22 protein-coding genes are annotated in these 25,899 nt (G+C 39.7%); 4 read left to right on the forward strand and 18 right to left on the reverse strand.

The window, feature by feature from the left end:
* Positions 1 to 174 precede the first annotated feature (174 nt).
* The 6 genes from eno to rlmD all read right to left on the reverse strand — a co-directional run bounded on the left by eno (position 175) and on the right by rlmD (position 9,218).
* Positions 175 to 1,473 carry a phosphopyruvate hydratase gene (eno, locus tag VSAL_RS13140; RefSeq protein ID WP_012550986.1) on the reverse strand — a complete coding sequence of 433 codons (1,299 nt, stop codon included), beginning with the start codon at positions 1,471 to 1,473 and terminating at the stop codon, positions 175 to 177.
* Positions 1,474 to 1,549: 76 nt separating this feature from the next.
* Entirely contained in the window at positions 1,550 to 3,190 is a 1,641-nt protein-coding gene (locus VSAL_RS13145) for a CTP synthase (protein ID WP_012550987.1), read from the reverse strand.
* A 130-nt stretch (positions 3,191 to 3,320) separates the two neighbouring features.
* Entirely contained in the window at positions 3,321 to 4,145 is an 825-nt protein-coding gene (mazG, locus tag VSAL_RS13150; RefSeq protein ID WP_012550988.1) for a nucleoside triphosphate pyrophosphohydrolase, read from the reverse strand.
* Between the two features lie 99 nt (positions 4,146 to 4,244).
* Positions 4,245 to 5,378, reverse strand: coding sequence for a flagellin (locus VSAL_RS13155; protein WP_044583324.1), 1,134 nt, complete (start codon positions 5,376 to 5,378; stop codon positions 4,245 to 4,247).
* A gap of 212 nt (positions 5,379 to 5,590) precedes the next feature.
* Positions 5,591 to 7,828 carry a GTP diphosphokinase gene (gene relA / locus VSAL_RS13160; RefSeq protein WP_012550990.1) on the reverse strand — a complete coding sequence of 746 codons (2,238 nt, stop codon included), beginning with the start codon at positions 7,826 to 7,828 and terminating at the stop codon, positions 5,591 to 5,593.
* A gap of 73 nt (positions 7,829 to 7,901) precedes the next feature.
* Positions 7,902 to 9,218 (reverse strand): 23S rRNA (uracil(1939)-C(5))-methyltransferase RlmD, encoded by a 1,317-nt coding sequence (rlmD, locus tag VSAL_RS13165; protein WP_012550991.1) that lies wholly within the window; start codon positions 9,216 to 9,218, stop codon positions 7,902 to 7,904.
* 163 nt (positions 9,219 to 9,381) lie between these two features.
* Between rlmD and barA the strand changes: the two genes are divergently transcribed.
* Complete coding sequence (gene barA / locus VSAL_RS13170; protein WP_012550992.1) at positions 9,382 to 12,171, forward strand: two-component sensor histidine kinase BarA; 2,790 nt, start codon at positions 9,382 to 9,384, stop codon at positions 12,169 to 12,171.
* 51 nt (positions 12,172 to 12,222) lie between these two features.
* Here barA and acpS read toward each other — a convergent pair whose 3' ends face one another.
* From acpS to rpoE, 11 genes are all read right to left on the reverse strand, one after another.
* Positions 12,223 to 12,603, reverse strand: a complete 381-nt coding sequence (gene acpS / locus VSAL_RS13175; protein ID WP_012550993.1) for a holo-ACP synthase — start codon at positions 12,601 to 12,603, stop codon at positions 12,223 to 12,225.
* Positions 12,603 to 13,334 (reverse strand): pyridoxine 5'-phosphate synthase, encoded by a 732-nt coding sequence (gene pdxJ, locus VSAL_RS13180; RefSeq protein ID WP_012550994.1) that lies wholly within the window; start codon positions 13,332 to 13,334, stop codon positions 12,603 to 12,605. The genes acpS and pdxJ overlap by 1 nt, the downstream gene beginning before the upstream one ends.
* Positions 13,331 to 14,047, reverse strand: coding sequence for a DNA repair protein RecO (recO, locus tag VSAL_RS13185; protein WP_012550995.1), 717 nt, complete (start codon positions 14,045 to 14,047; stop codon positions 13,331 to 13,333). The genes pdxJ and recO overlap by 4 nt, the downstream gene beginning before the upstream one ends.
* A 127-nt stretch (positions 14,048 to 14,174) precedes the next feature.
* Complete coding sequence (era, locus tag VSAL_RS13190; RefSeq protein WP_012550996.1) at positions 14,175 to 15,140, reverse strand: GTPase Era; 966 nt, start codon at positions 15,138 to 15,140, stop codon at positions 14,175 to 14,177.
* The gene (gene rnc, locus VSAL_RS13195) at positions 15,140 to 15,811 is read right to left on the reverse strand and encodes a ribonuclease III (RefSeq protein WP_012550997.1); all 672 of its coding nucleotides are present in this window, start codon (positions 15,809 to 15,811) and stop codon (positions 15,140 to 15,142) included. The genes era and rnc overlap by 1 nt, the downstream gene beginning before the upstream one ends.
* 10 nt (positions 15,812 to 15,821) lie before the next feature.
* On the reverse strand, positions 15,822 to 16,724 hold the full coding sequence (lepB, locus tag VSAL_RS13200; protein ID WP_012550998.1) for a signal peptidase I: 903 nt from the start codon (positions 16,722 to 16,724) through the stop codon (positions 15,822 to 15,824).
* Between the two features lie 120 nt (positions 16,725 to 16,844).
* Positions 16,845 to 18,638: a translation elongation factor 4 gene (gene lepA, locus VSAL_RS13205; protein ID WP_012550999.1), complete on the reverse strand. Its 1,794-nt coding sequence runs from the start codon at positions 18,636 to 18,638 to the stop codon at positions 16,845 to 16,847.
* An 89-nt stretch (positions 18,639 to 18,727) separates the two neighbouring features.
* A complete protein-coding gene (locus tag VSAL_RS13210; RefSeq protein WP_012551000.1) occupies positions 18,728 to 19,213 on the reverse strand; it encodes a SoxR reducing system RseC family protein in 486 nt (161 codons plus the stop codon).
* Positions 19,214 to 19,217: 4 nt separating this feature from the next.
* On the reverse strand, positions 19,218 to 20,195 hold the full coding sequence (gene rseB / locus VSAL_RS13215; protein WP_012551001.1) for a sigma-E factor regulatory protein RseB: 978 nt from the start codon (positions 20,193 to 20,195) through the stop codon (positions 19,218 to 19,220).
* On the reverse strand, positions 20,196 to 20,813 hold the full coding sequence (locus VSAL_RS13220; RefSeq protein ID WP_012551002.1) for an RseA family anti-sigma factor: 618 nt from the start codon (positions 20,811 to 20,813) through the stop codon (positions 20,196 to 20,198).
* Between the two features lie 29 nt (positions 20,814 to 20,842).
* Positions 20,843 to 21,421, reverse strand: coding sequence for an RNA polymerase sigma factor RpoE (rpoE, locus tag VSAL_RS13225; protein WP_012551003.1), 579 nt, complete (start codon positions 21,419 to 21,421; stop codon positions 20,843 to 20,845).
* A gap of 321 nt (positions 21,422 to 21,742) precedes the next feature.
* Here rpoE and nadB point away from each other — a divergent pair, with 321 nt between their 5' ends.
* Positions 21,743 to 23,359, forward strand: a complete 1,617-nt coding sequence (nadB, locus tag VSAL_RS13230) for an L-aspartate oxidase (RefSeq protein ID WP_012551004.1) — start codon at positions 21,743 to 21,745, stop codon at positions 23,357 to 23,359.
* Between the two features lie 466 nt (positions 23,360 to 23,825).
* Here the strand turns inward: nadB and VSAL_RS13235 are convergent, their stop codons facing one another.
* Entirely contained in the window at positions 23,826 to 24,086 is a 261-nt protein-coding gene (locus VSAL_RS13235) for an FAD assembly factor SdhE (protein ID WP_012551006.1), read from the reverse strand.
* Between the two features lie 178 nt (positions 24,087 to 24,264).
* On the opposite strand from VSAL_RS13235, the gene ygfZ reads away from it, so the two are divergent.
* Together ygfZ and VSAL_RS13245 are read left to right on the forward strand one after the other, a co-directional pair.
* Positions 24,265 to 25,221, forward strand: a complete 957-nt coding sequence (gene ygfZ, locus VSAL_RS13240; protein WP_012551007.1) for a tRNA-modifying protein YgfZ — start codon at positions 24,265 to 24,267, stop codon at positions 25,219 to 25,221.
* 461 nt (positions 25,222 to 25,682) lie between these two features.
* The gene (locus tag VSAL_RS13245; protein ID WP_012551008.1) at positions 25,683 to 25,886 is read left to right on the forward strand and encodes a DUF1107 domain-containing protein; all 204 of its coding nucleotides are present in this window, start codon (positions 25,683 to 25,685) and stop codon (positions 25,884 to 25,886) included.
* Positions 25,887 to 25,899 lie beyond the last annotated feature (13 nt).

A 25,899-nucleotide genomic window follows, 5' to 3' on the forward strand; every position in this document is an offset into this window, starting at 1 on the left:
CCGGCAACAAATGTTTGAGTTATAATGAAAAGAGCGCTAACTATATCAACCCCTCATTAGAACTTCACTAGCTGTATAGCTGAAATAAAAAAAACCGCCTCAAATGAGACGGTTTTTGTATCAAAATTCTAATCGAACGATTAAAGAATTAAGTCATATTCTCAAAAATTGAGATTATTGACCTTTAACTTCTTTAAGACCGTTGAATGGCGCTAGTTCACCTAGAGCTTCTTCGATACGGATTAGTTGGTTGTACTTAGCAACACGGTCAGAACGGCTCATAGAACCAGTTTTGATTTGACCTGCCGCTGTACCAACTGCTAGATCAGCAATTGTTGCATCTTCAGTTTCGCCAGAACGGTGAGAGATAACTGCTGTGAAACCAGCATCTTTAGCCATCTTAATTGCAGCTAGAGTCTCTGTAAGTGAACCGATTTGGTTGAACTTGATAAGAATTGAGTTAGTGATGCCTTCTTCGATACCACGAGCAAGAATCTTAGTGTTTGTAACGAATAGATCGTCACCAACTAGTTGAATCTTGTCACCAAGAAGTTCAGTTTGGTGCTTGAAGCCAGCCCAATCAGACTCGTCTAGACCATCTTCGATAGAAACGATTGGGAATTGCTCAACAAGACCAGCTAGGTAATGGTTGAATTCTTCAGCCGTAAATTTCTTACCTTCGCCTTTAAGGTCGTAGATACCGTCTTCTTTGTTGTAGAACTCAGAAGCAGCACAGTCCATAGCAAGAGTAACGTCTTTGCCTAGCTCGTAACCAGCAGCTGCAACAGCTTCTGCGATAACTTCTAGCGCTTCAGCGTTAGATTTAAGGTTAGGAGCGAAACCGCCTTCATCACCAACCGCTGTGCTGTAGCCTTTAGACTTAAGAACTTTAGCTAGGTTGTGGAAAACTTCTGCGCCCATGCGTACCGCTTCTTTAAGCGTTTTAGCGCCAACAGGTTGAATCATGAATTCTTGGATATCAACGTTGTTATCAGCGTGCTCGCCACCGTTGATGATGTTCATCATTGGTAGAGGCATAGAGAATACGCCAGGAGTGCCGTTTAGTTCAGCAATGTGAGCGTAAAGAGGCATAGATTTAGCAGCTGCAGCAGCTTTAGCATTCGCTAGAGAAACAGCAAGGATTGCGTTAGCGCCAAATTTTGCTTTGTTTTCTGTGCCATCTAAATCGATCATGATTTGGTCGATTTCAGCTTGGTTTTTCGCGTCTTTGCCGATTAGAGCTTCTGCGATTGGGCCATTTACAGCTGCGATAGCTTTAAGAACACCTTTACCTAGGAAACGAGATTTGTCGCCGTCACGTAGCTCAAGAGCTTCACGAGAACCAGTAGATGCGCCAGATGGAGCAGCAGCCATACCAACAAAACCACTTTCTAGATGAACTTCAGCTTCAACTGTTGGGTTACCACGAGAATCGATGATTTCACGACCTAGAACTTTAACGATCTTAGACATTGTGTTTCCTCTATTTTCTTTAATTTAAAAGCTAAAAATAGCTGCCACAACATTGGACAGCTACCCGTAAATCCTATTACTTTTCGAATTCACCGCGGGCATTTTCGCCTGCTGCTTTAACAAAACCTTCAAATAATGGGTGTCCATCACGAGGTGTTGATGTGAATTCAGGGTGGAATTGAGCAGCCACAAACCATGGGTGGTTAGGGATTTCAATTATCTCCACAAGCTTCTTATCAGCAGATAAGCCAGAGATCTTAAGACCGGCTTTTTCAAGCTGCGGAAGTAAATTATTATTTACTTCATAGCGGTGACGATGACGCTCTTCAACTGTTGCGTTACCGTAAAGCTCACGAGCTTTAGAGCCTTTAGCAAGATGACATAGTTGAGAACCAAGACGCATTGTACCGCCTAGATCTGATTTCTCAGTACGCTCTTCAACATTACCGTCGCCATCAATCCACTCTGTGATTAGACCAACAACAGGGAATTTCGTGTCTTTAGAGAATTCAGAAGAGTGAGCCCCTTCCATATTAGCAACGTTACGCGCGTAATCAATTAGCGCAACTTGCATACCCAGACAAATTCCTAAATATGGTACTGCATTTTCACGAGCGTATTGAGCAGCAAGGATCTTACCTTCAATACCACGGTCACCAAAACCACCAGGAACTAGAATTGCATCTAGACCTTCTAGGATTTCAGTACCTTTAGATTCAACATCTTGTGAATCTATATATTTAATAGTGACGCTCAAGCGATTTTTCAAGCCCGCATGTTTTAATGCTTCGTTTACTGACTTGTAAGCATCTGGTAATTCAATGTATTTACCAACCATACCGATAGTAACTTCACCAGTCGGGTTCGCTTCTTCATAAATTACTTGTTCCCACTCAGAAAGATCAGCGGCAGGAGCGGTAATACCAAAGCGTTGACACACTAAATCATCAGTACCTTGCGCTCGGATCAATTGTGGGATTTTGTAGATTGAATCTACGTCTTTCATTGAGATAACTGCTTTTTCTTGTACATTACAGAAAAGAGCAATTTTCTTACGTTCGTTTGCTGGAATAACACGATCTGAACGACAAACTAAGATATCTGGTTGGATACCAATAGACAGTAGCTCTTTTACTGAGTGTTGAGTCGGCTTAGTTTTAAGCTCGCCTGCTGCAACCAAGTAAGGAACAAGTGTTAAGTGCATAAACATTGTGTGTTCACGACCTAGCTCAACAGCAAGCTGACGAATCGCTTCCATGAATGGCAGAGATTCAATATCACCAACTGTGCCACCAACTTCAACGAGTGCGATATCATGGCCTGCAGCGCCAGAAATAACACGTTCTTTAATCGCATTCGTAATATGAGGGATAACTTGAATAGTTGCACCTAAGTAGTCACCGCGACGTTCTTTACGTAGAACATCAGCGTAAACTCGACCAGCCGTAAAGTTATTACGTTTAGTCATTTTGGTGCGAATGAAGCGCTCGTAGTGACCTAAATCTAGATCAGTTTCTGCGCCGTCTTCCGTGACGAATACTTCACCGTGTTGAGTTGGGCTCATTGTGCCTGGATCAACGTTGATGTATGGGTCAAGCTTCATCATAGTGACTTTTAAGCCACGAGCTTCAAGAATAGCTGCTAATGATGCTGCTGCAATACCTTTACCTAGAGAGGATACAACCCCGCCAGTTACAAAAATGTAATTCGTCGTCATACGTTACCTGAAATTGGTGTATTGAGGAATAAAATGGATTTTATCTGGACGGGAAATGAATATACCAGAACCGCTTTATGGCCACAACGTGAAAAGTATCACAGTTAATTGATTTATTTTTTGCTCCAAATCAATTCCGCTCACTTCGCTTCACATTTTCCCACTCAGAGTCTAGTTCATTTAAATCACATTGCTGCAAAGTTTTGTGTTTTTTAGCGATGTTCGCTTCAATTTGACGAAAACGGCGTTCAAACTTATCATTTGCTTTGCATAACACTTGCTCTGGATTTTTTCCTAAATGGCGAACTAAATTTACTGTAGCAAAAAGTAAATCGCCTAATTCTTCTTCTACTTTATTTTCATCCCGTGGATTTTTTATCGCCTCTTCTAAAACCTCTGCGACCTCTTCATTCACTTTTTCAGCAACCGGTTGCAGTTCATTCCAGTCAAACCCTACTTTTGAGCATTGTTTTTGTATTTTATTGGCTTTTAATAATGCAGGTAAGGCGGTAGGAATTGAATCTAAAATACTGTCATTCCCAATCTTAGACCTTGGGTCACTTTCCTGTTTATTTGCACGCTCTTGTTGCTTTATTTTGTCCCAATTAGCACTAATCTCATCATCCGTAGAAAGGATTTCATCACCAAAAACGTGTGGATGACGGCGGATCAATTTTTCATTTAATGTATCTACCACATCATTAAAATCAAACAGCTGCTCTTCTTTTGCTATTTCAGAGTAGAAAATAACTTGAAATAATAGGTCCCCAAGTTCTTCTTTTAAATTAACCCAATCTTTCTTATGAATTGCATCCACCACTTCATAGGTCTCTTCTATGGTGTGAGGAATAACAGAATCAAAGGTTTGCTTTTGATCCCACGGACAACCAGATTTCTTATCCCTTAACTGAGTCATAATTGAAAGTAACTGTTCCATATTATTTGGGGTTGTCATACCTATTTTCCTGTGATTAAAAACAAAAAAGCGGTGACCATTATAGTCACCGCTTTTTCAAAAATACATTCGCCTTAAACTAAAGGGCATTTAGAAAGCTTACTTTAATAAACCCAGTGCTGCTGTCGGCGCTTGTTTTGCTTGGGCTAGAATCGAAGAACTTGATTGAGTTAAAATTTGATTCTTAGTTAAGTTTGTCGTTTCTTTAGCAAAATCAACATCTTTAATTTGACTGTTTGAGTCAGAAATATTTTCATTGATGTTGGTTAAGTTATTAACTGCACTTTCAAAACGATTTTGAAACGCACCGAGTGATGCACGATTACCATCAACATATTGTAATGCTGCATCAATCACATCAATAGAACGCTGAGCTCCACCAACGGTCGTCAGATTCATAGAAGCAACGGTATCGTCTGATTCCCCACCCATTTTCAACTCATTAGCGAGAGAGCCACTGAAGGTTAATGGAGAAGAGATAGTCTCACCAGACATGAATACTTGTAGGACACCTTTTTCAGTAACAGAAGCGCTTAACTCATTTGTCTGGCCATTAATGTAAGTAGCCAACTCTTCAATATCATCACCCGATTTTGCGGCAATATTGATTTTTTGTTCATTACCATTTTTATCATTATATTGAACATTAAATTGCGAATTCTCTTTGCCTACCGTCCAGTTAATATCACGACCTTCTTCTGCAAAATAAGATTTACCGCCCATCGTCGCTTCATCTGCTCGCATACTATTTAATGTCATCGCAACGGCTTCGCCTGAATCCGCGCCAATTTGAAATGACTTAGTACCAAACTCACCATTAATTAAACGAGTTCCTGCAAACGATGTTGTTTCAGCGATACGATTCAACTCATCCGTTAGTGAGCTTGCCTCTTCTTGCATTGCTTCACGGTCAGCATCCGTGTTTGAACCATTTGAAGATTGCAGTGATAAATCACGTAAACGCTGAAGAACATTTGTTGTTTCTTTCATTGCGCCTTCAGCAGTTTGAGCTATCGACATACCGTCATTGGCATTACGAACAGCAACATTCAAACCACGAGTTTGTGCTGTCATACGATTTGAAATTTGCAGACCAGAAGCATCATCAGCAGCGCTGTTGATTTTTAAACCTGAAGACAATTTCTCCATTGAATCCGCTTGAGCAGCTGTTGCATTATTCATGTAACGTTGTGCTGTCATTGCTGAGATATTTGTATTTACTGAAATTGACATAGTTCTTGCTCCGGGTCGCTTCATTTATTGTTATAGGATTGAAGCCTATAATTCATCGTTGATACATTTATTTACGGCTCGAAGTTTCAGAACTTGAATAATTTTTATAAAAAAAAGCCGAATATCATCGCTAATATTCGGCTCTATTTTTTATCTGTTTTAATTATCAATAACTTAAAGAAAATCTACATCAATTTATTTTCTCTGTTTTACTATGATAATCGAGAGGCTTCCATGACATCTTTTACTTGTTCAACACGAGTAATTAATCGACTAAGGATGTCAGCACTGAACACTTCAAGATCAAAATCCATAATAGTCAGCTGCTTTTTGTAATCATTACGGCTCTTCATGCCAGACACTTTTACTTTTTCATTCGCAAACAGACTGGTAAGATCCTTCAATAAACCAGAACGATCCATGGCTGTGACTCTTAACGTCAATATATAAGAGCCAACAAAACCACTCCCCCACACCGTGTCGATAATTCGTTCTGCAGCATGATGACGTAATTCATCAAGCTGATCACAATCACTGCGGTGAACTGAAATACCACGACCTTGAGTTATGTACCCCGCGATAGGATCACCAGGGATCGGCTGACAACAGCGTGCTAGGTGCGTCATTAAATTATCGACACCTTCAACCACCACTGCATCATTGCGTTTTTTATTCTGCGCCTGAGCTTGTGCTTGTGCCTTCGCTTCAGATTCTTGCAATTGCTCTAACGCTTTTTGATCTTCTTGCTCAGCGGTTGGTTTATTCACTAACGCATTAATGTGATTAATCACTTGGTTAATACGTAAGTCGCCACTACCAACACCAGCAAACAACTCATCCGTTGAATTCACATTAAAGCGCTTAAGTGCGTATTGCTCTGCATCTTTTAACGTTGCGCCAATTTTTGCTAATTCAACTTCTAAAATCTCTTTACCTGCATCAAGGTTTTTTTCACGACTCTGTTTTCTAAACCAGGCATTGATCTTTGCACGAGCACGGCCAGAGTTCACAAAACCCAAGGTTGGGTTTAACCAATCTCGAGAAGGGTTCGGTTCTTTTTGGGTAATAATTTCAACTTGGTCACCCATTGCAAGGTTATGGGTAAATGGCACGATTCGTCCACCCACTTTCGCACCAATACATCGGTGCCCTACTTCTGAGTGAATATGATACGCAAAATCTAAAGGTGTCGCGCCCATTGGTAGATCAACAACATCACCACGAGGGGTAAAGGCATAAACACGATCATCAAACACTTGACTTCGTAATTCATCCAGCATTTCACCAGAATCTGACATCTCTTCTTGCCAATCAAGCAGTTTACGTAGCCACGTAATCTTCTCATCATAACCAGTACGACTGCTGTTTGATGAGCCTTCTTTGTATTTCCAGTGCGCAGCAACCCCTAGTTCTGAGTCTTCGTGCATATCCTTTGTTCGGATCTGGATTTCAATGGTTTTCCCTTCAGGGCCTAAAACAACCGTATGAATAGATTGATAGCCATTCGGTTTTGGGTTTGCAACGTAGTCGTCAAATTCACTTGGTAAGTGCTTAAACTTCGTGTGTACAACCCCTAATGCGGCATAACAATCTTGCAGTTTATCCGCAATAATTCGAACCGCTCGAACATCAAACAATTCATCAAATTCCAAGCTCTTCTTCTGCATTTTACGCCAGATACTGTAGATGTGCTTTGGACGCCCACTGACTTCGGCATTGATGTTATAACCCGCCATTTCATCACTTAACCCCGTGACAAAATCATGGATATATTGTTCACGAACAATACGTCGCTCAGACAATTGTTTTGCTATTTTCTTATAGGTATCAGGATGCTGATAACGGAAAGAGTAATCTTCAATTTCCCATTTCAACTGACCAATACCTAAACGGTTCGCTAAAGGAGCATAAAGATTATTACATTCTTTAGCCGCTGCTCGGCGAACGTCTTCAGGTTCATTTTTCACTTCACGTAAATTACAAATACGCTCAGCTAATTTAATGATCACACAACGAAAATCATCAACCATAGCCAATAACATTCGACGAATATTATCGACTTGGGAAGAGGCTGACTCTTCCCCAACAGACGCATTCAACTGACCAATCGCGTCCATCTCTTCAACGCCATCAATCAGTTTTTCTATTTCTTTATTGTAGTTTTCAGTTAACGTTTCTCTGTCTAACACACCAGATGAAACTAAAGGAAATAACTGAGCTGCAATTAAAGTCGGCTTATCCATGCTTAGGGTGATCAAGATTTCTATCATCTCTCGACCACGCCACAACAAGAGTGGACCATTTTCATGGGAATCCACTAACTCTTGGCATTGTTGATACACCTCTGTCAGTTTTTTAGAGGTGCTCTTATCTTGTTCAAGGCTGATTATCCATTCAGCTAACTCAAACGTTTCATTTTCCTTAAGATGTGCTCCGCGAACTGCGACCATGTCCGTTTCCTATAATCCAATTTTATAATGATTCTGCTTGGCTCCATTTCGCTTACCTGACGATTTCTGCCAGTTATCGCTCAAACAATGCCATAGATTCTAAATGTCCCGTATGTGGGAACATATCAAGCATACCTAGCCTAGTAAGCTTGTAACCGCGTTGAATAAGCAATTGGCTATCGCGTGCAAGTGTTGCTGGGTTGCACGATACATAAACGACGGTTTCAGGCTTCAATTTTGCCACAGTTTGCATCACTCCTGCAGCCCCTGCTCTGGCAGGATCCAGTAAAATCTTTGTAAACTTTGTGCTTGCCCACACTTGCTGATCAATCGGCTCTTCTAAATTTGCTTGATAAAACGTCACATTATCTAATTCATTTCGTTTTGCGTTAGATTGAGCGCGCTTAACCATTTCTTCAACGCCTTCAATACCTACGACTGTTTTTACTTTCTGTGCCAATGGCAAACTGAAATTACCTAAGCCACAGAATAAATCGAGTACACAATCGTCCGCATTGAGATCCAACCAAGTTAATGCTTGATTTACCATGCTGTCATTAATTGAGGCATTAACTTGAATGAAATCTTTAGGCGTAAAATAAATCTTCACCTCATCAATGACATAATACGGTTCTTCGCCATATACGTGATTCAATACATCTGACTCAGGCATTAGGTATAGGATCAAATCTCGTTCTTCACAATAATGAAGTAAAGCTTGTTGATCTTTTTCATTAAATGCAGCGACATGGCGAATGAGCAATACACTTCCGTTATCTGCTTGAACTAATTCAACATGACCTAAATGTCGCTTACCTTTAAGCTGATTAAGTAAGGTGTATAGCGATTCTAAATGCTGATCGAGTTCTTTTACTAAAACGGGACAATGACGAACATTAACAATTTCTTTGCTCTGTTTTTTTCTAAAACCAAAATCCAATTGATTCGTTTGTTTATTCATGATTAAACTAATACGAGCTCGGCGTCGGTAATCATGCTCATTCGCAAGAATGGGTTCAGCAACATCACAAGCATCAACACCTTGTTTTTTCATTAACTCTTGCAGCTTGTCATTTTTAGCAATGATTTGCTCTGCATGCTGTAAATGTTGAAGATTACAACCACCACAATCGTCATAATGCTGACAAATTGGAGCTTGGCGTTTACTGCTTTTTTTTGTCAATTTAATCAATTTAGCACGAGAATATTGTTTCTTTTGCTCAATGAATTGAATTATCGCTTGTTCTTCAGGTAAGGCGCCTTCGATAAACACCGGTTTTTTATCCACAAAAGCAATACCCGCACTATTGTGGTCTAATCGAACCACATCTACAGATAGGTGTTTTGTGTTTACCGAAGCTTTCTTTTTCGGTTTGAAGAATTGCGCCATGATTACTGCCTGATTTACAAAAATTAGCACTATTATACCAAAACGATTTGAAGATGCAGTCCTCATTTGTGCCTAAGCTTCAGGTTTATAGATTGAACAATTGAGCTTCACCTTGAACTTGATTAAGCTACACGGTTAGGGAAGTTAATTAAAATGAAGAGATATGACAAAATACGGCTTACGTGCACGAGTCATCACACTAACATTAGCACCAACGTTAATTATTGGTTTGCTATTAAGTGGCTTTTTCACCATAAACAGATACCACGATCTTGAAACTCAGTTAGTCTCAAGTGGAACCAGTATTATTGAACCGCTTGCTATTTCAAGTGAATACAGCATGACAGCAAAAAATCGTGAAGCCGTACGTCGACTGATCAGCTATGCGCATCGAAAACACTCAAAAATTGTGCGTAGTATTGCGGTGTTTGATGAAAATCATGACCTGTTTGTCACGTCCAATTTTCATCCTAACTTTGAAAGCCTCACTTTTCCTAAAGACAAACCTATCCCGCTTCTGCTTGATATTGAATTTTTAGATGATTCATTAATTTTAAGAGCGCCAATTTTAGCCGAGGGGCAATTTACCGCAAACTTTGATGCTTCCCATGTCAATGAGGCGCTAGGGTATATTGCTATTGAGCTCGATTTATCAAGCTTACGACTCCAGCAATACCAAGAGATATTTTCAGCCTTATTAGTCTTAATTTTAGGTCTCAGCTTATCTGGCGTTTTTGCCTTTCGTTTGATGCAAGACGTAACCCAACCTATTTCACACATGGTAAGTGTTGTTGACCGTATTCGCCGTGGTCACTTGAATGTGCGTATCGAGAATAAATTGCATGGCGAATTAGATACTCTCAAAAACGGCATCAATGCCATGGCGATTTCTTTATCTGATTATCATGTTGAAATGCAACAAAGCATCGACCAAGCGACTTCCGATTTACGAGAAACGTTAGAACAGCTTGAAATACAAAACGTAGAGTTAGACATCGCTAAAAAACGCGCTCAAGAAGCTGCTCGAGTTAAATCTGAATTTTTAGCAAACATGTCTCACGAACTGAGAACACCACTCAACGGGGTTATTGGTTTTACTCGTCAAATGCTAAAAACATCACTGTCTGATAATCAAAAAGATTACCTACAAACCATTGAGCGATCGGCCAATAATTTATTGACCATCATTAATGACATTCTTGATTTCTCCAAATTGGAAGCGGGCAAATTACTGCTAGAGAATCTACCGTTTGATTTCCAAGACAGTTTAGATGAAGTGGTTAGCTTACTCGCCCCAAGCGCTCACGAAAAAGGATTAGAAATTACGTTAAAAATCGACCCTCGCATTCCATCTGGGTTAATTGGTGATCCTTTACGAATTCAGCAAGTACTAAACAATTTGGTTGGTAATTCAATTAAATTTACAGAAAAAGGCAACATCGATATCTCCATCGAGTTAAAACACCTTAATGATGACTTTATTGATGTGCAGTTTGTGGTTCGAGATACCGGCATTGGTATATCTGAGCGTCAACAAGCACAACTATTCCAAGCATTTAGTCAAGCGGATGCGAGTATATCTCGTCGTTATGGTGGTACTGGCCTTGGTCTTGTTATTACTCAAAAACTCGTGTCTCAAATGGGCGGAGAAATAGGATTAAGCAGTCGTCTTCATCAGGGATCTACATTCTGGTTTACGATGAGAATGCATCCAACAGAATTACCAATGATTGATGAACGAGATGTCAGCCAATTAGAGAAGAAAAAACTGCTCTTAATTGAACCTAATATGCAGTCAGCCTCCATATTACAACAACAATTTATTCACCATGGTGTCTTCGTCACTTACCGTTCTACATTGCCAGACACACTTGAAAATCACGATTATGCATTAATAAGTTTAAGCTCAAGCGATAAACCTGATGCAGAAGCATTAAAAGCAATGGTTAAGAAAATTACACCATATTGCCCAACAATTGTAATTGGATTACCAAGTACTGAACTGACCTTAACCGAAGAGCTCAATAAATATTCATACATGACGTGTTTATCAAAACCGTTTGCGAAGAAAAAACTATTAGATGCTTTATTAGTACAACCGAATTCTCAAGTTATCGAAGCGTTACCTGATTTAATGGCGTCACATGACGTGCCAAAACGCTTACCGATCAAAGTGATGGCTGTTGATGATAACCCAGCAAACCTTAAGCTAATCTCAGCATTACTGCATGAACAAGTTGAAAGTGTGGTTACCTGTAAGAATGGTATTGATGCCGTACAACAAGCAACAGAGCAAAAGTTTGATATTATTTTGATGGATATTCAAATGCCGAAAATGGACGGCGTAATGGCATGCAAAGAGATCCGAAAAACAGCCCTGAATTCTGGAACGCCTATTGTTGCGGTAACGGCTCATGCAATGGCCGGTGAACGAGAAAGATTGATTAGCGAAGGCATGGACGATTACTTAACAAAGCCAATTGAAGAACATGTACTGCAACAAGTCATCATTCATTGGAGTCCATTAACCGATCATAAGGAAGTAGAAAAAATCGTTATTCTTCCTGATAATATTCCTGATATTACAATTGATGATCCATCTTGCCCTGCGACTAGTAGCATTGATTGGAGTGCAGCACTAAAACAATCAGCAGGAAAAGAAGATCTCGCAAAAGAAATGTTGCTTATGCTTATTGAGTTTATTCCAGAAGTCGATAGCTGGGTGACGAAAGCCATTGATAAAAAAGCAACAGCAGAAGATCTTTGCCACTATATCCATAAGCTTCATGGTAGCAGTTCATATTGTGGGGTATTACGACTAAAGCAATTGTGTAATTTGATAGAGACGGCGTTACGACAAGGACAAGACATTAAAAATATTGAGCCTGAGTTATTCGAACTTCAAGACGAAATGGAAAAAGTAACCTCTGACGCTCAAATCTTACTTAACTAAGACTTCCTATCTTAGTGATACGCCATTAATCAAGTAATTAGTGGCGTAGTATTAAGACTCAAAAATAACCGTCGCTACCGCATAATGACGCTCATCAGAAATGGTGAGGTGAATGTGTGACACTGAGGACTGCTGAGACAACACAAGTGCTTTACCCGAAAGCGTTAAGATCGGTTTTCCATTATCATCATTTGAAATCGTAAAATCATGAAAAGTCACTCCATGAGAAATTCCAGTCCCTAAGGCTTTTGACGCGGCTTCTTTTGCGGCAAAACGTTTTGCGAGAAAACGCCCTTTTTGCTTTAATCCTTGATAACGCTCAAACTCAGACTGACTTAAGATGCGTTCAGCGAACGCATCTCCTGAGCGAGAAAGGGCTTTCTCTACCCTTTCTATTTCAGCGATATCAGTCCCAAGGCCAACAATTGCCATTACTTACGAGCACCTAGCATAATTCTATGCATATCAGCGACCGCTTTCTCTAATCCATCAAACACCGCTCTTCCCATAATCGAGTGACCAATATTTAACTCATAGATTTCAGGCAATGCTGCGATAGCTTCAACATTGTGATACGTCAAACCATGACCCGCATTAACAATCAGCCCTTTACTTGCCGCATAAGTTGCCCCTGCCGCAATTTTTTTCAATTCAATTTGTTCGGCTTCTTCTGTTTCTGCATCAGCATACGCACCAGTATGAAGCTCAATAAAAGGAGCCCCACACGCAACAGCTGCATCAATCTGGGCGTTATCTGCATCAATAAACAAGGATACTTTAATACCTGCTTTTGATAACGTTTGAGTTGCGGCTTTCACTTTTTCAAGTTGACCAACGACATTCAAACCACCTTCAGTAGTTAACTCTTCACGCTTTTCTGGCACAAGACAAACAAATTCTGGCTGTGTTTCTAATGCAATTCCGACCATTTCATCCGTCACTGCCATTTCTAAATTCATTCGAGTTTGCAGTGTTTCACGTAAAATTCGCACATCACGATCTTTTATATGACGACGATCTTCACGTAGATGAATCGTAATACCCGCAGCACCTGCACGTTCTGCAATTTCAGCAGCGTGCACTGGATCGGGGTATTTAGTCCCTCTTGCATTACGAAGAGTGGCTACGTGATCGATATTGACGCCAAGTAAAATTGAACTCATTTTAGAATACTCCTTGTTCTTGGAAGAAACAGTTCCCTACTTTTTAGGGGCTTACCGCCAAGATACGGCTTTAAGGCTATACGTGTAAAGCGTTTTGCCGCTTTTAATTGCTCTGGTGTTATAAATCGACGCTCACTGATAGCGATAAGTTCATCACCTTTGAAACTCATTAAAGGGTCGTGTCGAATCGATGCCATGAACCCTTTCTGTTCTCTGTAGCGATACGTCATTTCAGGAGAAACCATTTCACCACTGCCTGCGCAATGCAAGAAATCCACGCCATAACCCAATGACGACAGTAAAGCCAATTCAAAACGTCTTAATGCAGGTTCTGGGTTTTTAGTCTGAGCAAGTTCAGTCAATGCGGTGAGATAATCGAGAAATAAAGCAGGATACGGGGTTTCTTGTTCAATCACCCTTACCACTAGTTCATTAATGTATAAGGCTGAATATAAATTAATTCCAGTGAGAGGAATAGCCAGACTGATAGTTTCAGCTTGACGCAAAGTTCGCATTGAGCCTTTACCCGACCATTTCATCAATAGCGGTGTAAATGCTTGTAATACACCTTTAAGGTTTGAACGCTTACTGCGTGCCCCTTTAGAGATAATAGATAAACGGCCATACTCTTCGCTAAATACATCTAAAATTAGACTGCTTTCGCTATACGGTCTACGGTGCAGGACAAAACAACGTTGTAAGCCTTCTTCCACATTTATTACCTATAATAAAGTTCGCAATACACTTTGATAACAACAAAAAAATCCCAAATAACTAAAATAATTTTATCTACTTAAGTTATATGGGATCTTGTTTTAGCTCTTATTTATATCTAGAGGATTATAAATCGTCGATGTAACCAAGAGAACGAAGTGCTCGCTCATCATCAGCCCAACCAGATTTAACTTTAACCCAAAGTTCTAAATACACTTTGCGGTCAAATAACCCTTCCATATCAAGACGAGCTTCACGACCAATGACTTTGATCTTTTCGCCGTTCTTACCTACGACCATTTTCTTTTGGCCAAGACGTTCAACAAGGATCAAACCATTAATATGAAAACCATCCATTTTAGGATTGTAATCAAAACGTTCGATCTCTACTGTTACCGAATATGGCAGTTCTTCACCCGTAAAACGCATCAGCTTTTCACGAATGATCTCTGAAGCCATAAAGCGTTGTGAACGGTCAGTTACGTATTCTTCAGGGAAATGATGAACTGCTTTTGGTAAATGATCACGAACTAGCTTTTGAACAACATCAACATTAGAGCCTGATTTTGCTGAAATTGGCACAACGTCAACAAAGTCCATTTTTTCAGTCATCGTTTGAAGATGAGCCATAACGTCATTTTTATCTTTAACGTTATCTACTTTGTTTACCAATAGAACAGTAGGGAATCCAGCTTTTCTCAGCTTATTCAATACCATTTCATCGTCTGGTGTCCAGTGAGTACCATCTACCAAGAATAAAACCAAGTTAACATCACTTAATGATGAGCTTGCAGCACGGTTCATTAAGCGGTTAATCGCACGCTTTTCTTCAATATGAAGACCTGGCGTATCAATATAAATCGCTTGATAATCCCCTTCCGTATCAACACCCATAATGCGGTGACGAGTCGTTTGAGGTTTACGAGATGTAATCGAAATCTTCTGTCCCAATATTTGGTTTAGAAGTGTTGATTTACCTACGTTTGGACGACCAACGATAGCAATAAAGCCACAGTGTTGGTTGTCGCTAGATTCTGTTTTAGCTTCTGATGAGAAGTACGCATCTAGATCGAATTCTTTGTCATCTGACATTAGTTTACTTGTCCTAATGCTATGTCAGCAGCCGACTGTTCTGCCTTGCGGCGACTGCTTCCTTTGCCGATAACAGGCTTATCCAAGCCTGCTACGATACATTCAATAGTGAACTCTTGATTATGAGCTTCACCTTTAATTTTTGTCACAGTGTACGTTGGTAACGGCTTACGACGACCTTGTAGGTATTCTTGAAGACGTGTTTTTGGATCTTTTTGAGAGATACCTGGTTCAATCGAATCTAAGCGTGTTTTGTACCATGCTAAAATAATTCGACGAATGACTTCGGTATCACTATCAAGATAAATACCACCAATGATCGCTTCAACCGCATCCGCTAAAATTGAATCTCGACGGAAGCCACCGCTTTTCAATTCGCCAGGGCCTAAAAATAGGTAATCCCCTAACTCAAATTCACGACCTAACTCAGCAAGAGTATGACCACGAACTAGCGTTGCACGCATACGACTCATATCACCTTCATCCACTTTAGGAAAACGGTGATAAAGTTCATCAGCAACCACAAAGCTCAAAATTGAATCGCCTAGAAATTCTAAACGTTCATTATGAGTTCCGTTAGCACTACGGTGAGTCAGTGCTAACTTAAGAAAGCCTTCATCATTAAATTTATAGCCTATTTTGCGTTCTAGGCGTTGTAATGGAGATGTCATATTATTTCAATCAGTCTATGCCACCGATGCGGTTAAAACGAACACCAGTAGGAATAAAGGAAGGCAGCATACTATCGCTACCACGTTCAAATTCAAAGCTGATCCAGATCCCGACCGCTTTACCAACTAAATTCGCTTCTGGGACAAAGCCCCAATAACGGCTGTCAGCACTGTTGTCACGATTATCGCCCATTACAAAATAGTTACCTTCTGGTACTACCCACTCGTTATACCCTGGTCGTGGTTGGTACATAGATACTCGATCAGAACGCATTGGGTTAACCAAAATATCATGCGTAGTATCACTTGCTAACTGCTCGGTATATTGAACTAAGTTAGTGCGATCTTGCATGAATTCACTGTCTTTCATGTTCGTTAACGGGATAATATTACACTTGCTCTCACCCTTTGGTTTCACACAAATTTGCTTAGAAGCGCTGTAAATAACAGTGTCACCAGGTTTACCTACTACACGTTTAATATAGTCGATATTTGGTTGTGGTGGATATTTAAAAACAACAATATCACCACGTTCTGGTTTCCCCACATCTACAAGTTGTGTACGCCAAACAGGATCTTTAATTCCATAAGAGAATTTTTCGACCAAGATAAAATCACCGACTAAAAGCGTCGGCATCATCGAACCGGATGGGATCTGGAACGGCTCATAAATAAATGAGCGCAACACTAAAACAAGGCCAATCACTGGAAAAATAGAAACAGCTTGTTCTATCCATGCTGGTTGAGGAGCGACTTTTACAAGTGTTGCATCATCAACTTGTCCATTCGCTTGCTCACGGGCGGCTGCAATTTTTTGTTTGCGCTTTGGTGCCAAGACGAATTTATCAATAGTCCAAATAACACCAGTAAACAGTGTTACTAAAACTAAAATCAGTGAAAAAGTGTTAGCCATTACATTCCCTTAAGTTATTAAGTGTTGCATAACAAAGAAAGCGAAGACCATTGATCATCGCTTTCTTTGAGCTGTAATAAAGTTTAATTTACTTCACTCTGAATAATCAGAAGTAATAAATTAATCTTTACCTACATGAAGAATCGCAAGGAAAGCTTCTTGAGGTAATTCAACATTACCAATCTGCTTCATGCGTTTCTTACCGTCTTTTTGCTTCTTCAACAGTTTTTTCTTACGGCTAATATCACCACCGTAACATTTTGCGATTACATTTTTACGTAATTGCTTAACCGTTGAACGTGCAATAATATGCCCGCCGATTGCTGCTTGAATTGCAATATCAAACATTTGGCGAGGGATGAATTCTTTCATCTTCTCAACCAGCAAACGACCACGACCTTGTGCATTATCATGGTGAGTAATGATAGCAAGAGCATCGACTCTTTCAGCATTAATCAATACGTCAACACGAACCATGTTAGAAAGTTCATAACGTTGGAAGTTGTAATCTAATGATGCATAACCACGAGAGGTTGACTTCAAACGGTCGAAGAAATCTAACACCACTTCAGACATTGGAATATCATAAGTTAATGCCACTTGGTTGCCATGATAAATCATATCAACTTGAGTACCACGCTTTTCAATACATAGGCTAATTACATTGCCTAAGTATTCCGCTGGCACCAAAATATTACAACGCGCAATTGGTTCACGTATTTCGTCTAAGTCGTTCACTGCTGGCAGTTTTGCTGGACTATCTACATACAGTAAATCACCATTATTCAACACAACTTCGTACACTACCGTTGGTGCAGTTGTAATAAGGTCAAGATCGTATTCACGCTCTAAACGCTCTTGAATGATTTCCATGTGTAGCATACCAAGGAAGCCACAACGGAAACCAAAACCAAGTGCTGAAGAACTTTCTGGTTCATAGAAAAGAGACGCATCATTTAAGCTTAATTTACCCAATGCATCACGGAAGTTTTCATAATCATCCGATGATATAGGGAATAAACCAGCATATACCTGTGGTTTTACTTTTTGGAAACCAGGTAAGCGCTCTTCACAGCCACCTTTAGCGTGAGTTAATGTATCACCCACTGGTGCGCCTAAAATATCTTTAATACCACAAACAACCCAGCCTACTTCACCTGTGTTTAATCCATCAGTATCCACTTGTTTTGGAGTGAAGATACCAATGCGGTCAACATTCCATGCTTGGCCAGTGCTCATTACTTTAATTTTGTCATTTTTCTTCAATGAGCCATGTTTAACTCGAACTAAAGAAACAACACCTAAGTAATTATCAAACCATGAGTCAATGATCAACGCTTGGGTTGGACCTTCTGGATTGCCTTCCGGTGCTGGAATGCATTTAACAATCGTTTCAAGAACGGCATCAACACCTAACCCAGTCTTTGCTGAACAACGTGTCGCTTCCATCGCTTCAATACCAACGATGTCTTCAATTTCTTCTGCTACACGATCAGGATCAGCCGCTGGTAAGTCAATCTTATTCAAGATTGGAACGACTTCTAAATCCATTTCAAGAGCGGTATAACAGTTTGCTAGAGTTTGAGCTTCTACACCCTGACCTGCATCAACCACTAATAATGCGCCTTCACAAGCCGCAAGTGAACGTGATACTTCGTATGAGAAATCAACGTGTCCAGGTGTATCGATAAAGTTTAGTTGATAAGTTTCACCATCGTTCGCCGTGTAGTTTAGAGTTACACTCTGGGCTTTAATAGTGATACCACGTTCACGTTCTAGATCCATTGAATCAAGAACTTGTGCTGCCATTTCACGGTCTGACAGGCCACCACAAACTTGGATAAGGCGGTCAGATAGTGTTGATTTACCGTGATCGATATGGGCAATAATAGAAAAATTACGAATATGCTTCATGAATGACGTGACAAACTCAATTAGTTAATGGGATTGGATCGTGAGATCAAGTAACGGGATTCTACCCAATTTCCTCGCAAGTCGCTATCTTATCCTGCGGCATTTACTGAGATAGTGTCAGAAATTGACTCGCCAAGGACTCTAATTAGACTAACTTGTTGTTCTGTTTTCTGTTCAATACGATGAGAAAGGGTTTTCGCAATAAAATACCCTCCCCACGATGAAAGTCCAGCAATTACAATTGTTGTCACCTCTCCGATACCAATTAAAGGAGAAATTAACCATTCAGAGATTAAGGCGCCAAATAAAAGAAAAAACAGAGGTACAAGATAAACAATAGCAGCGGATTGAAGTAAGTTTTTCTCTGGTAAACCAATTTCAACCATTTGCCCAATCGTTAATTTTTTATCCGTATGAAAAGCCCAATGATGTACTTTTCCAGGAAGGACCTTAGAGACAATACCTGTCCCACAAGAATCTTGTGACGCACAATGATTACAACTTGTTTTTTGTTGGCAACCAACAACAACAATATCATCTTGAACATCAAGAACCGTTGCTAATGCAGTCATCATATTCTTACTTCTCCTTAACGTTGACGTCTGAAGAATCAAATACGACAGAGTTGGCAATACGCTTTGCTGTTACGGTAGGGATATCCCCAACAACACTAATTTCATATTCACCTTTGATATAACTGTGCAGCGAACGACGGCCTTGTGTCACCAGTTGCTCTTTGTGACTTAGCTTATCCGCTTCAGAAATATAGACCGAAAAATTAAACAAGCCATCAGAAAACATTTTACTTTCTACTGAACGTTGATTCATAGATAAACGATAGCGATTAAAATTAATCTTTTTAAACCCTTGCGGTATCCAATTAACCGACCACATTGCCGCTTCATTCGTTGCCGCTGGTATTTTTAGCACCTTAGGAAGCTCAACAGTCCCTAGGCGTTTTTTCATAAATTCAGTAATTTGATCGTTGACGGTGTACGAAACAACTCGATACTGCTCAATAATATCACCGTCTCGGCTAACAAGATCGGTTCTTAAAGGCAACTTACTTCTTTCATCGATCCAAACTACGTAGGAATAACGAGCGCCATCTTTTGAAACGATTCTAATCACTTGCGTTGGAGACCCAGCTTCTCTCGCTCTGCCCATAGAAATAAAATCGTAATACTGATTAAGCTCAGCCACATTTTTATGTAATAGCGGAATAATAGGCGCAACAATGGCTTCAGATTGAATTGAGAAAGGTTTACTTCCTTGTTCCAAATAACTGATTTCATCATTACGGCGGATCACCTCTCGCATTGAACCACTTAAATAGACGAGGTGAGATAACGTCATATCTTTAGTATGAGAATGGCGGTACATGAAAGGTTCAATACTGTTTTTCTTCACTAAAATGTAAGAAAGTTCGTAATTTAAACTATGGCTAGCCTCATCCATCTGATGCAACAAGGCCTCCGCAGAAGGTTTATCTTCTGCCGAGGCCATTATTGGAAAGATGCTGACCAAGGCAATTAGGCTGATCAGGATTCTTTTCATTTATTCTGCCAACGTCGAATTTTGCTCTAACAGTTCTCTATCAACAGAACCATCATGTGCATTTAAACGAAGCTGTAATTCATAATCTTGCAGCATTGCATTAATACGTTTGCGTTGCTCCATGACATCGGCTTCATTCGATGATTTAGGTACCAGAGAGTCTCGAGTTAAACTGACTGGCTCAGCTGAACCACTAAAAGGTATGGTATCAAGAACCTGTATATCACCGCTTGTTGGGATCCCGTTAGGATCGTCATTGTTGTATTGTTGTACACCAACAATAACCACTAATGAAAAACACGCCGCCATTGCTACTTGGCTAAATTGAGTTAACCAACTTGGCATTGTTTTCTTTGCCTCTGAAGGCGTTGGTTGTGATGGAATAAACGCCGTCACATTATCATTCATTTGATGAGCGGCCTCATCTTCAAGAGCAAGAGCGACATTAGCAGCAATATTCCATTCTTTGCTACTTGGTGCGTCCCCTCTCATTACATCACCAATTAAGTGATAGTTTGCCCATGTTTCTGCATTGCTTGTTTCTGATAACGAAGCGATAAACGCATTGTCCATTTCTTCATTATCAATAAAAGCAGAAATTTTTGCTTTATCAGTCATTGTCTTCACCGTTTGACCGTTGGAAATCATTAACGCTGCATTAGCGGTTGAATTTTCTTCTCGACGACTTCACGAGCTCGGAAAATACGAGAACGAACCGTACCAACCGGACACTCCATTATCGCAGCAATATCTTCATAACTTAGCCCTTCTAGCTCTCGTAATGTTATTGCTGTTTTTAAATCTTCAGGTAACGCATCGATCGTCGAAAATACAATTTGTCGTAACTCTTCAGACAACGATAAATTCTCAGGGTTCGTAATTTCTTTTAATGCACTCGCCCCTTCATAATATTCGGCATCTTCGGCATCAACATCAAATGCTGGAGGCCTTCTTCCCTGAGCAACTAAATAATTTTTTGCTGTATTGACCGCTATCCGATAAAGCCAAGTATAAAACGCACTATCACCTCGGAACGTTGGTAACGCTCGGTAGGCCTTAATGAACGCTTCTTGAGCTACATCAGGAACATCACCACTATTTTTTACGTAACGAGCGACAAGATTACAGACTTTATTTTGGTACTTAATCACCAAATGATTAAAAGCTTGCTTGTCGCCTCTTTGAACTCGCTCAATCAATACCTGATCGGTTAACTGCTCACTCATTGGAGCGGGTACTCCCATGTTATTATTCTTAAATGCGCATTAAGTTTATATAACGTAATAGCTTCAATCTGCTATACCACGATTAACTTGAGCACTATGTATGAGTTTCTAAATGTTAGAAAGTTCCTTTATTATGACATTTTTTACACATTTAATATATTAAGAGCACCTAACTCCCTACCGATTCTTGGCTTCACAGCAATAAAATACGATAACTTCCTCCTAATTTTATTCTTGATAATTAAGATTCCACTCAAAATGTGACGCAACCGGATAGATTCTGGTAAAATGCTCTGATAATCACAGGATAATGATGAATATATGAACATAACCAATGAACACAGTTGTGACGTCTTAGTCATAGGTAGTGGTGCTGCTGGTCTTTCACTTGCACTTAGAGTCGCACCACATGGAAAGGTGATCGTTTTAAGTAAGGGCCCACGTAATGAAGGGTCTACCTACTACGCTCAAGGTGGCATTGCTGCCGTATTTGATGAAAGTGATACTATAGAATCTCATGTCGATGACACCTTAATTGCAGGCGCTCATATTTGCGATAAAGACGTTGTTACCTTCATTGCAGAAAATGCTAAGCATTGTGTTCAATGGTTAATTGATGGCGGTGTTCCTTTTGATCATGATGATGAAAAAGAAACCGACATATCTCACCCGAGGTTCCATTTAACTCGAGAAGGTGGCCATAGTCATCGTCGCATTCTTCACGCGGCAGATGCAACGGGTAAAGCAATGCAAACGTCGTTGCAAGATAACGTCGTTAATCACCCTAACATTACAATTTTTGAACGTCATAACGCATTAGATTTAATTACTGAAGACAAAATAGGCGGTGACATTGATAAAGTCGTCGGTGCTTATATTTGGAACCGTGACGCTGAACATGTCGAAACCGTTCGTGCCAAATTTGTGGTTATAGCCACTGGTGGTGCTTCTAAAGTTTATCAATATACGTCGAATCCTGACGTCTCTTCTGGTGATGGCATTGCAATGGCTTGGCGTGCGGGGTGCCGTGTCGCGAATTTAGAATTTAATCAATTTCATCCAACGTGCCTATTTCATCCAGATGCCCGTAATTTTTTAATGTCTGAAGCATTACGTGGTGAAGGCGCTTACTTACGTCGTCCTGATGGATCTCGTTTCATGTTGGATTTCGATGAGCGTGCTGAACTCGCTCCTCGTGATGTAGTTGCCCGAGCTATCGATTTTGAAATGAAACGTTTAGGTGCAGATTGCATGTATTTAGACATTAGCCACAAGCCAGAAGATTTCATTCATCATCATTTCCCTACCATTAATGAAAAATTGCTTTCGTTTGGTATTGATATGACAAAAGAACCCATTCCTATCGTTCCAGCGGCACACTATACCTGTGGTGGCGTAATGGTTGATAAGCAGGGCCAAACAGACATTGATGGCTTGTTTGCTATCGGTGAAGTAAGTTATACCGGACTTCATGGTGCCAATCGCCTAGCATCTAATTCATTATTAGAATGTGTTGTTTATGCTTGGTCTGCCGCTGAATGCATAATTAAAGAAATGGATAAGCGAGAGCTTCCGCCATCATTGCCAGCATGGGATGAAAGCCAAGTTGAATGTTCAGATGAAGAAGTCGTGATTCAACATAACTGGCATGAATTACGCTTGTTTATGTGGGATTACATGGGAATTGTACGTACCGACAAACGTTTAGAACGAGCGCTTCGTCGCATCCAATTGCTAAAGCAAGAAACGCATGATTATTACAGTAACTTCCGAGTCTCTAATAACCTCATTGAATTACGTAACTTACTCGATGTCTCTGAACTCATGATTCGTTGTGCTATGGAGCGAAAAGAAAGTTGTGGCTTACATTACACCCTTGATTATCCTGAAGCCTTAGAAGAATCAGGCCCAACGATTTTAATACCAACGCGTGATTAATATCTAAGTAAAACGATCAATAAAAGCCCTATATAGAATCTTATCTATGTAGGGCTTTTTAATTTTATCGCATTACTAAAAAATAGATTTACCAGATAATTACCTGTGCCGCATCATGATAGATAGCTCATTAAAAAAAGAAGATCGACAACTGTCTTTTAATAAATACATCGTACGATGGTCATATAAGTTATGGCATTTAATAATGATTAACGACCGACTGACCCATAGAGAATGACTGACAATCCAATCTCGATCATCATCCGACTCTTTATTAACAAAGTTATACATACCTTGTTGAGTAAGTAACGCATGGTAAGCCAATTTACTCTGTTGATAGAGGAAATAAAAAAGAAAAGGAATAAGAGGAAAAGGGATTATATTTAACAATAATACCGCCCACCCTATACAGAAAAAACTGCCATAAAGACAAAGATAGGCGATATATGAAAAGGTAAGGTTTACCCTAACGGAGTTTGCTGTGATTATGCGCAACAATTTTATCTATCATAGAAGCATGAGCTAAATTATCACTGCGGCCATGTCCCATGATCCAAGTAAATAAATCTGGGTCATCACTTTCAAGTAAAGAAACGAAACCTTGTTGCTCAGCTTCTGTTAGTTCTTCAAAGCATTCATCAAAAAATGGCATGATAACCACATCTAATTCCAACATGCCACGACGGCAAGCCCACTTAACTCGAGCTTTTTCTTCGACACTGTACATACAGTTCCCTAACTAAAATAGAAATAACTGGTCTGATTTTATCAGTCAATCCCGATGACAACCATGATCAAAAGTAACAAGATGAAGAAGATGAGACATCAAACTGATGTTTCTTTTACTGACATTTAAAATCTAGGCATTTACTATAAAGAGAATTACTCAACAAAATAAGAATTTAATGATGAGCACATTGTTTCCAAAACTATCAATTAAAAAAGAAGACACATTACCTGCGCTTGCTATTTCAGAGCTTAATGATTGGGCTTTGATCACAATGATCGGTAATGATAAAAAGTCCTACCTTCAGGGACAAGTAACCGCTGATGTAGTAACTCTCCCACAGGATGACATTACCTTTGGTGGCCATTGTGATGCAAAAGGTAAATTATGGAGTATTTTCCAACTGTTCAACCATAACGATGGTTATGCTTTATTTCAGCGAAGAAGTGCCATTGAAACAGAACTCACTGAAATAAAAAAATACTCTGTATTTTCTAAAGTTGATATCGCGGTTGGTGATGACGTTTTATTGGGGATTAGCGGTAAAAAGGCAACAGATTGGGTAAACAAACACACAACAACTGACGCGAATGTTCGTGCTTGCGAGCTTGGAACGTTTGCTAAAATAAGTGAAACTCAATGGTTACTCGTCACCACACCAGAACACAAAAAAAATATAATAAACCAAGAAAGTAACACGGTGCTATGTGACGAATCATTATGGTCATTACACACAATTCAACATGGTTTACCTCAGCTAGATAATGCATTAAGTAACGCTCACATTCCACAAGCCATGAATTTACAAGCTGTCGGTGGTATCAGCTTTGCTAAAGGTTGCTACACAGGACAAGAAACCGTTGCTCGAGCAAAATATCGAGGCATTAATAAACGAGCAATGTACCTATTATCAGGTCAATCCAATTCAATACCTGTCGCAGGTGATGCAATTGAACGTAGTGTGGGTGAAAACTGGCGAAAAGGAGGCACTATCGTATCGGCTTACCGTTTTGAAGATGGTTATACGTTAGCACTTGCTATTTTACCTAACGACCTAGAGGAAGGTACCCAGTTCAAACTCCAAGATTCAATTTGGAACAAAGGCAATCAACCTTACTCATTAGATGAAGAGTAAATTAAATCACTCATACTTTGCGTTTCAATAATGAGTATTTAATACATAGTTACATTGCTACTTTGAAGTAACCTGCATAAATCAAGACACAAGAATGAATTGTTATTTATTTATTGTGAATAAGTAGCAATTTAATTGCAAGTTAGTTATCTTATCTGTGTTCTTTTATTACAAAAGAATACATAAATTGTTTAACTCCAAACAATTTATTCCAACGGCCTATAAATGTTGGAAATGCATCTGTGACTGTTTGCCCGAAAAACATTTCGGGCTTTTTTTTGACATTATTTTGTTAGCAGTTGTTAATTCTGAATATAGATCAAATTTCAATACATTAACTTGACCATTTTGCGCTTACCATCACCATATTCTAACTCTGTAATACTCATGTCATCTTTACTGTCTTATAATTTAGGCCTAGCACGAGATTTAATTAGTATTAATCACCTAAGGATAACGTGATGCGATTTTTTAAGCACTATGCACCAAGCATGATTGCTAAACATATTAGTCGACTATTTAACGGACGGATTCATATTCATGGCATTGGCGAATTTAGATTTGAAGAGGGCCGCTTGATTGTCCCAACTCAAGCAGAGCGTGTGCATTATCGTATGATAAAAGAAATAAATGTTGAGGTTAATCGCTTGAGAATGGCCTATTAATACAGAATCATTA

The organism is Aliivibrio salmonicida LFI1238, from assembly GCF_000196495.1.
Classification (GTDB): Bacteria; Pseudomonadota; Gammaproteobacteria; order Enterobacterales; family Vibrionaceae; genus Aliivibrio; species Aliivibrio salmonicida.

Coding starts and splice junctions, on each gene's coding strand:
- rseB (WP_012551001.1), bottom strand. CDS start 20,195: ATGAAAAGAATCCTGATCAGCCTAATTGCCTTGGTCAGCATCTTTCCA.
- nadB (WP_012551004.1), top strand. CDS start 21,743: ATGAACATAACCAATGAACACAGTTGTGACGTCTTAGTCATAGGTAGT.
- VSAL_RS13220 (WP_012551002.1), bottom strand. CDS start 20,813: ATGACTGATAAAGCAAAAATTTCTGCTTTTATTGATAATGAAGAAATG.
- relA (WP_012550990.1), bottom strand. CDS start 7,828: ATGGTCGCAGTTCGCGGAGCACATCTTAAGGAAAATGAAACGTTTGAG.
- VSAL_RS13145 (WP_012550987.1), bottom strand. CDS start 3,190: ATGACGACGAATTACATTTTTGTAACTGGCGGGGTTGTATCCTCTCTA.
- rpoE (WP_012551003.1), bottom strand. CDS start 21,421: ATGAGTGAGCAGTTAACCGATCAGGTATTGATTGAGCGAGTTCAAAGA.
- VSAL_RS13235 (WP_012551006.1), bottom strand. CDS start 24,086: ATGTACAGTGTCGAAGAAAAAGCTCGAGTTAAGTGGGCTTGCCGTCGT.
- VSAL_RS13210 (WP_012551000.1), bottom strand. CDS start 19,213: ATGATGACTGCATTAGCAACGGTTCTTGATGTTCAAGATGATATTGTT.
- pdxJ (WP_012550994.1), bottom strand. CDS start 13,334: ATGAGTTCAATTTTACTTGGCGTCAATATCGATCACGTAGCCACTCTT.
- lepA (WP_012550999.1), bottom strand. CDS start 18,638: ATGAAGCATATTCGTAATTTTTCTATTATTGCCCATATCGATCACGGT.
- mazG (WP_012550988.1), bottom strand. CDS start 4,145: ATGACAACCCCAAATAATATGGAACAGTTACTTTCAATTATGACTCAG.
- ygfZ (WP_012551007.1), top strand. CDS start 24,265: ATGATGAGCACATTGTTTCCAAAACTATCAATTAAAAAAGAAGACACA.
- VSAL_RS13155 (WP_044583324.1), bottom strand. CDS start 5,378: ATGTCAATTTCAGTAAATACAAATATCTCAGCAATGACAGCACAACGT.
- acpS (WP_012550993.1), bottom strand. CDS start 12,603: ATGGCAATTGTTGGCCTTGGGACTGATATCGCTGAAATAGAAAGGGTA.
- VSAL_RS13245 (WP_012551008.1), top strand. CDS start 25,683: ATGCGATTTTTTAAGCACTATGCACCAAGCATGATTGCTAAACATATT.
- lepB (WP_012550998.1), bottom strand. CDS start 16,724: ATGGCTAACACTTTTTCACTGATTTTAGTTTTAGTAACACTGTTTACT.
- era (WP_012550996.1), bottom strand. CDS start 15,140: ATGTCAGATGACAAAGAATTCGATCTAGATGCGTACTTCTCATCAGAA.
- rlmD (WP_012550991.1), bottom strand. CDS start 9,218: ATGGCGCAATTCTTCAAACCGAAAAAGAAAGCTTCGGTAAACACAAAA.
- barA (WP_012550992.1), top strand. CDS start 9,382: ATGACAAAATACGGCTTACGTGCACGAGTCATCACACTAACATTAGCA.
- rnc (WP_012550997.1), bottom strand. CDS start 15,811: ATGACATCTCCATTACAACGCCTAGAACGCAAAATAGGCTATAAATTT.
- eno (WP_012550986.1), bottom strand. CDS start 1,473: ATGTCTAAGATCGTTAAAGTTCTAGGTCGTGAAATCATCGATTCTCGT.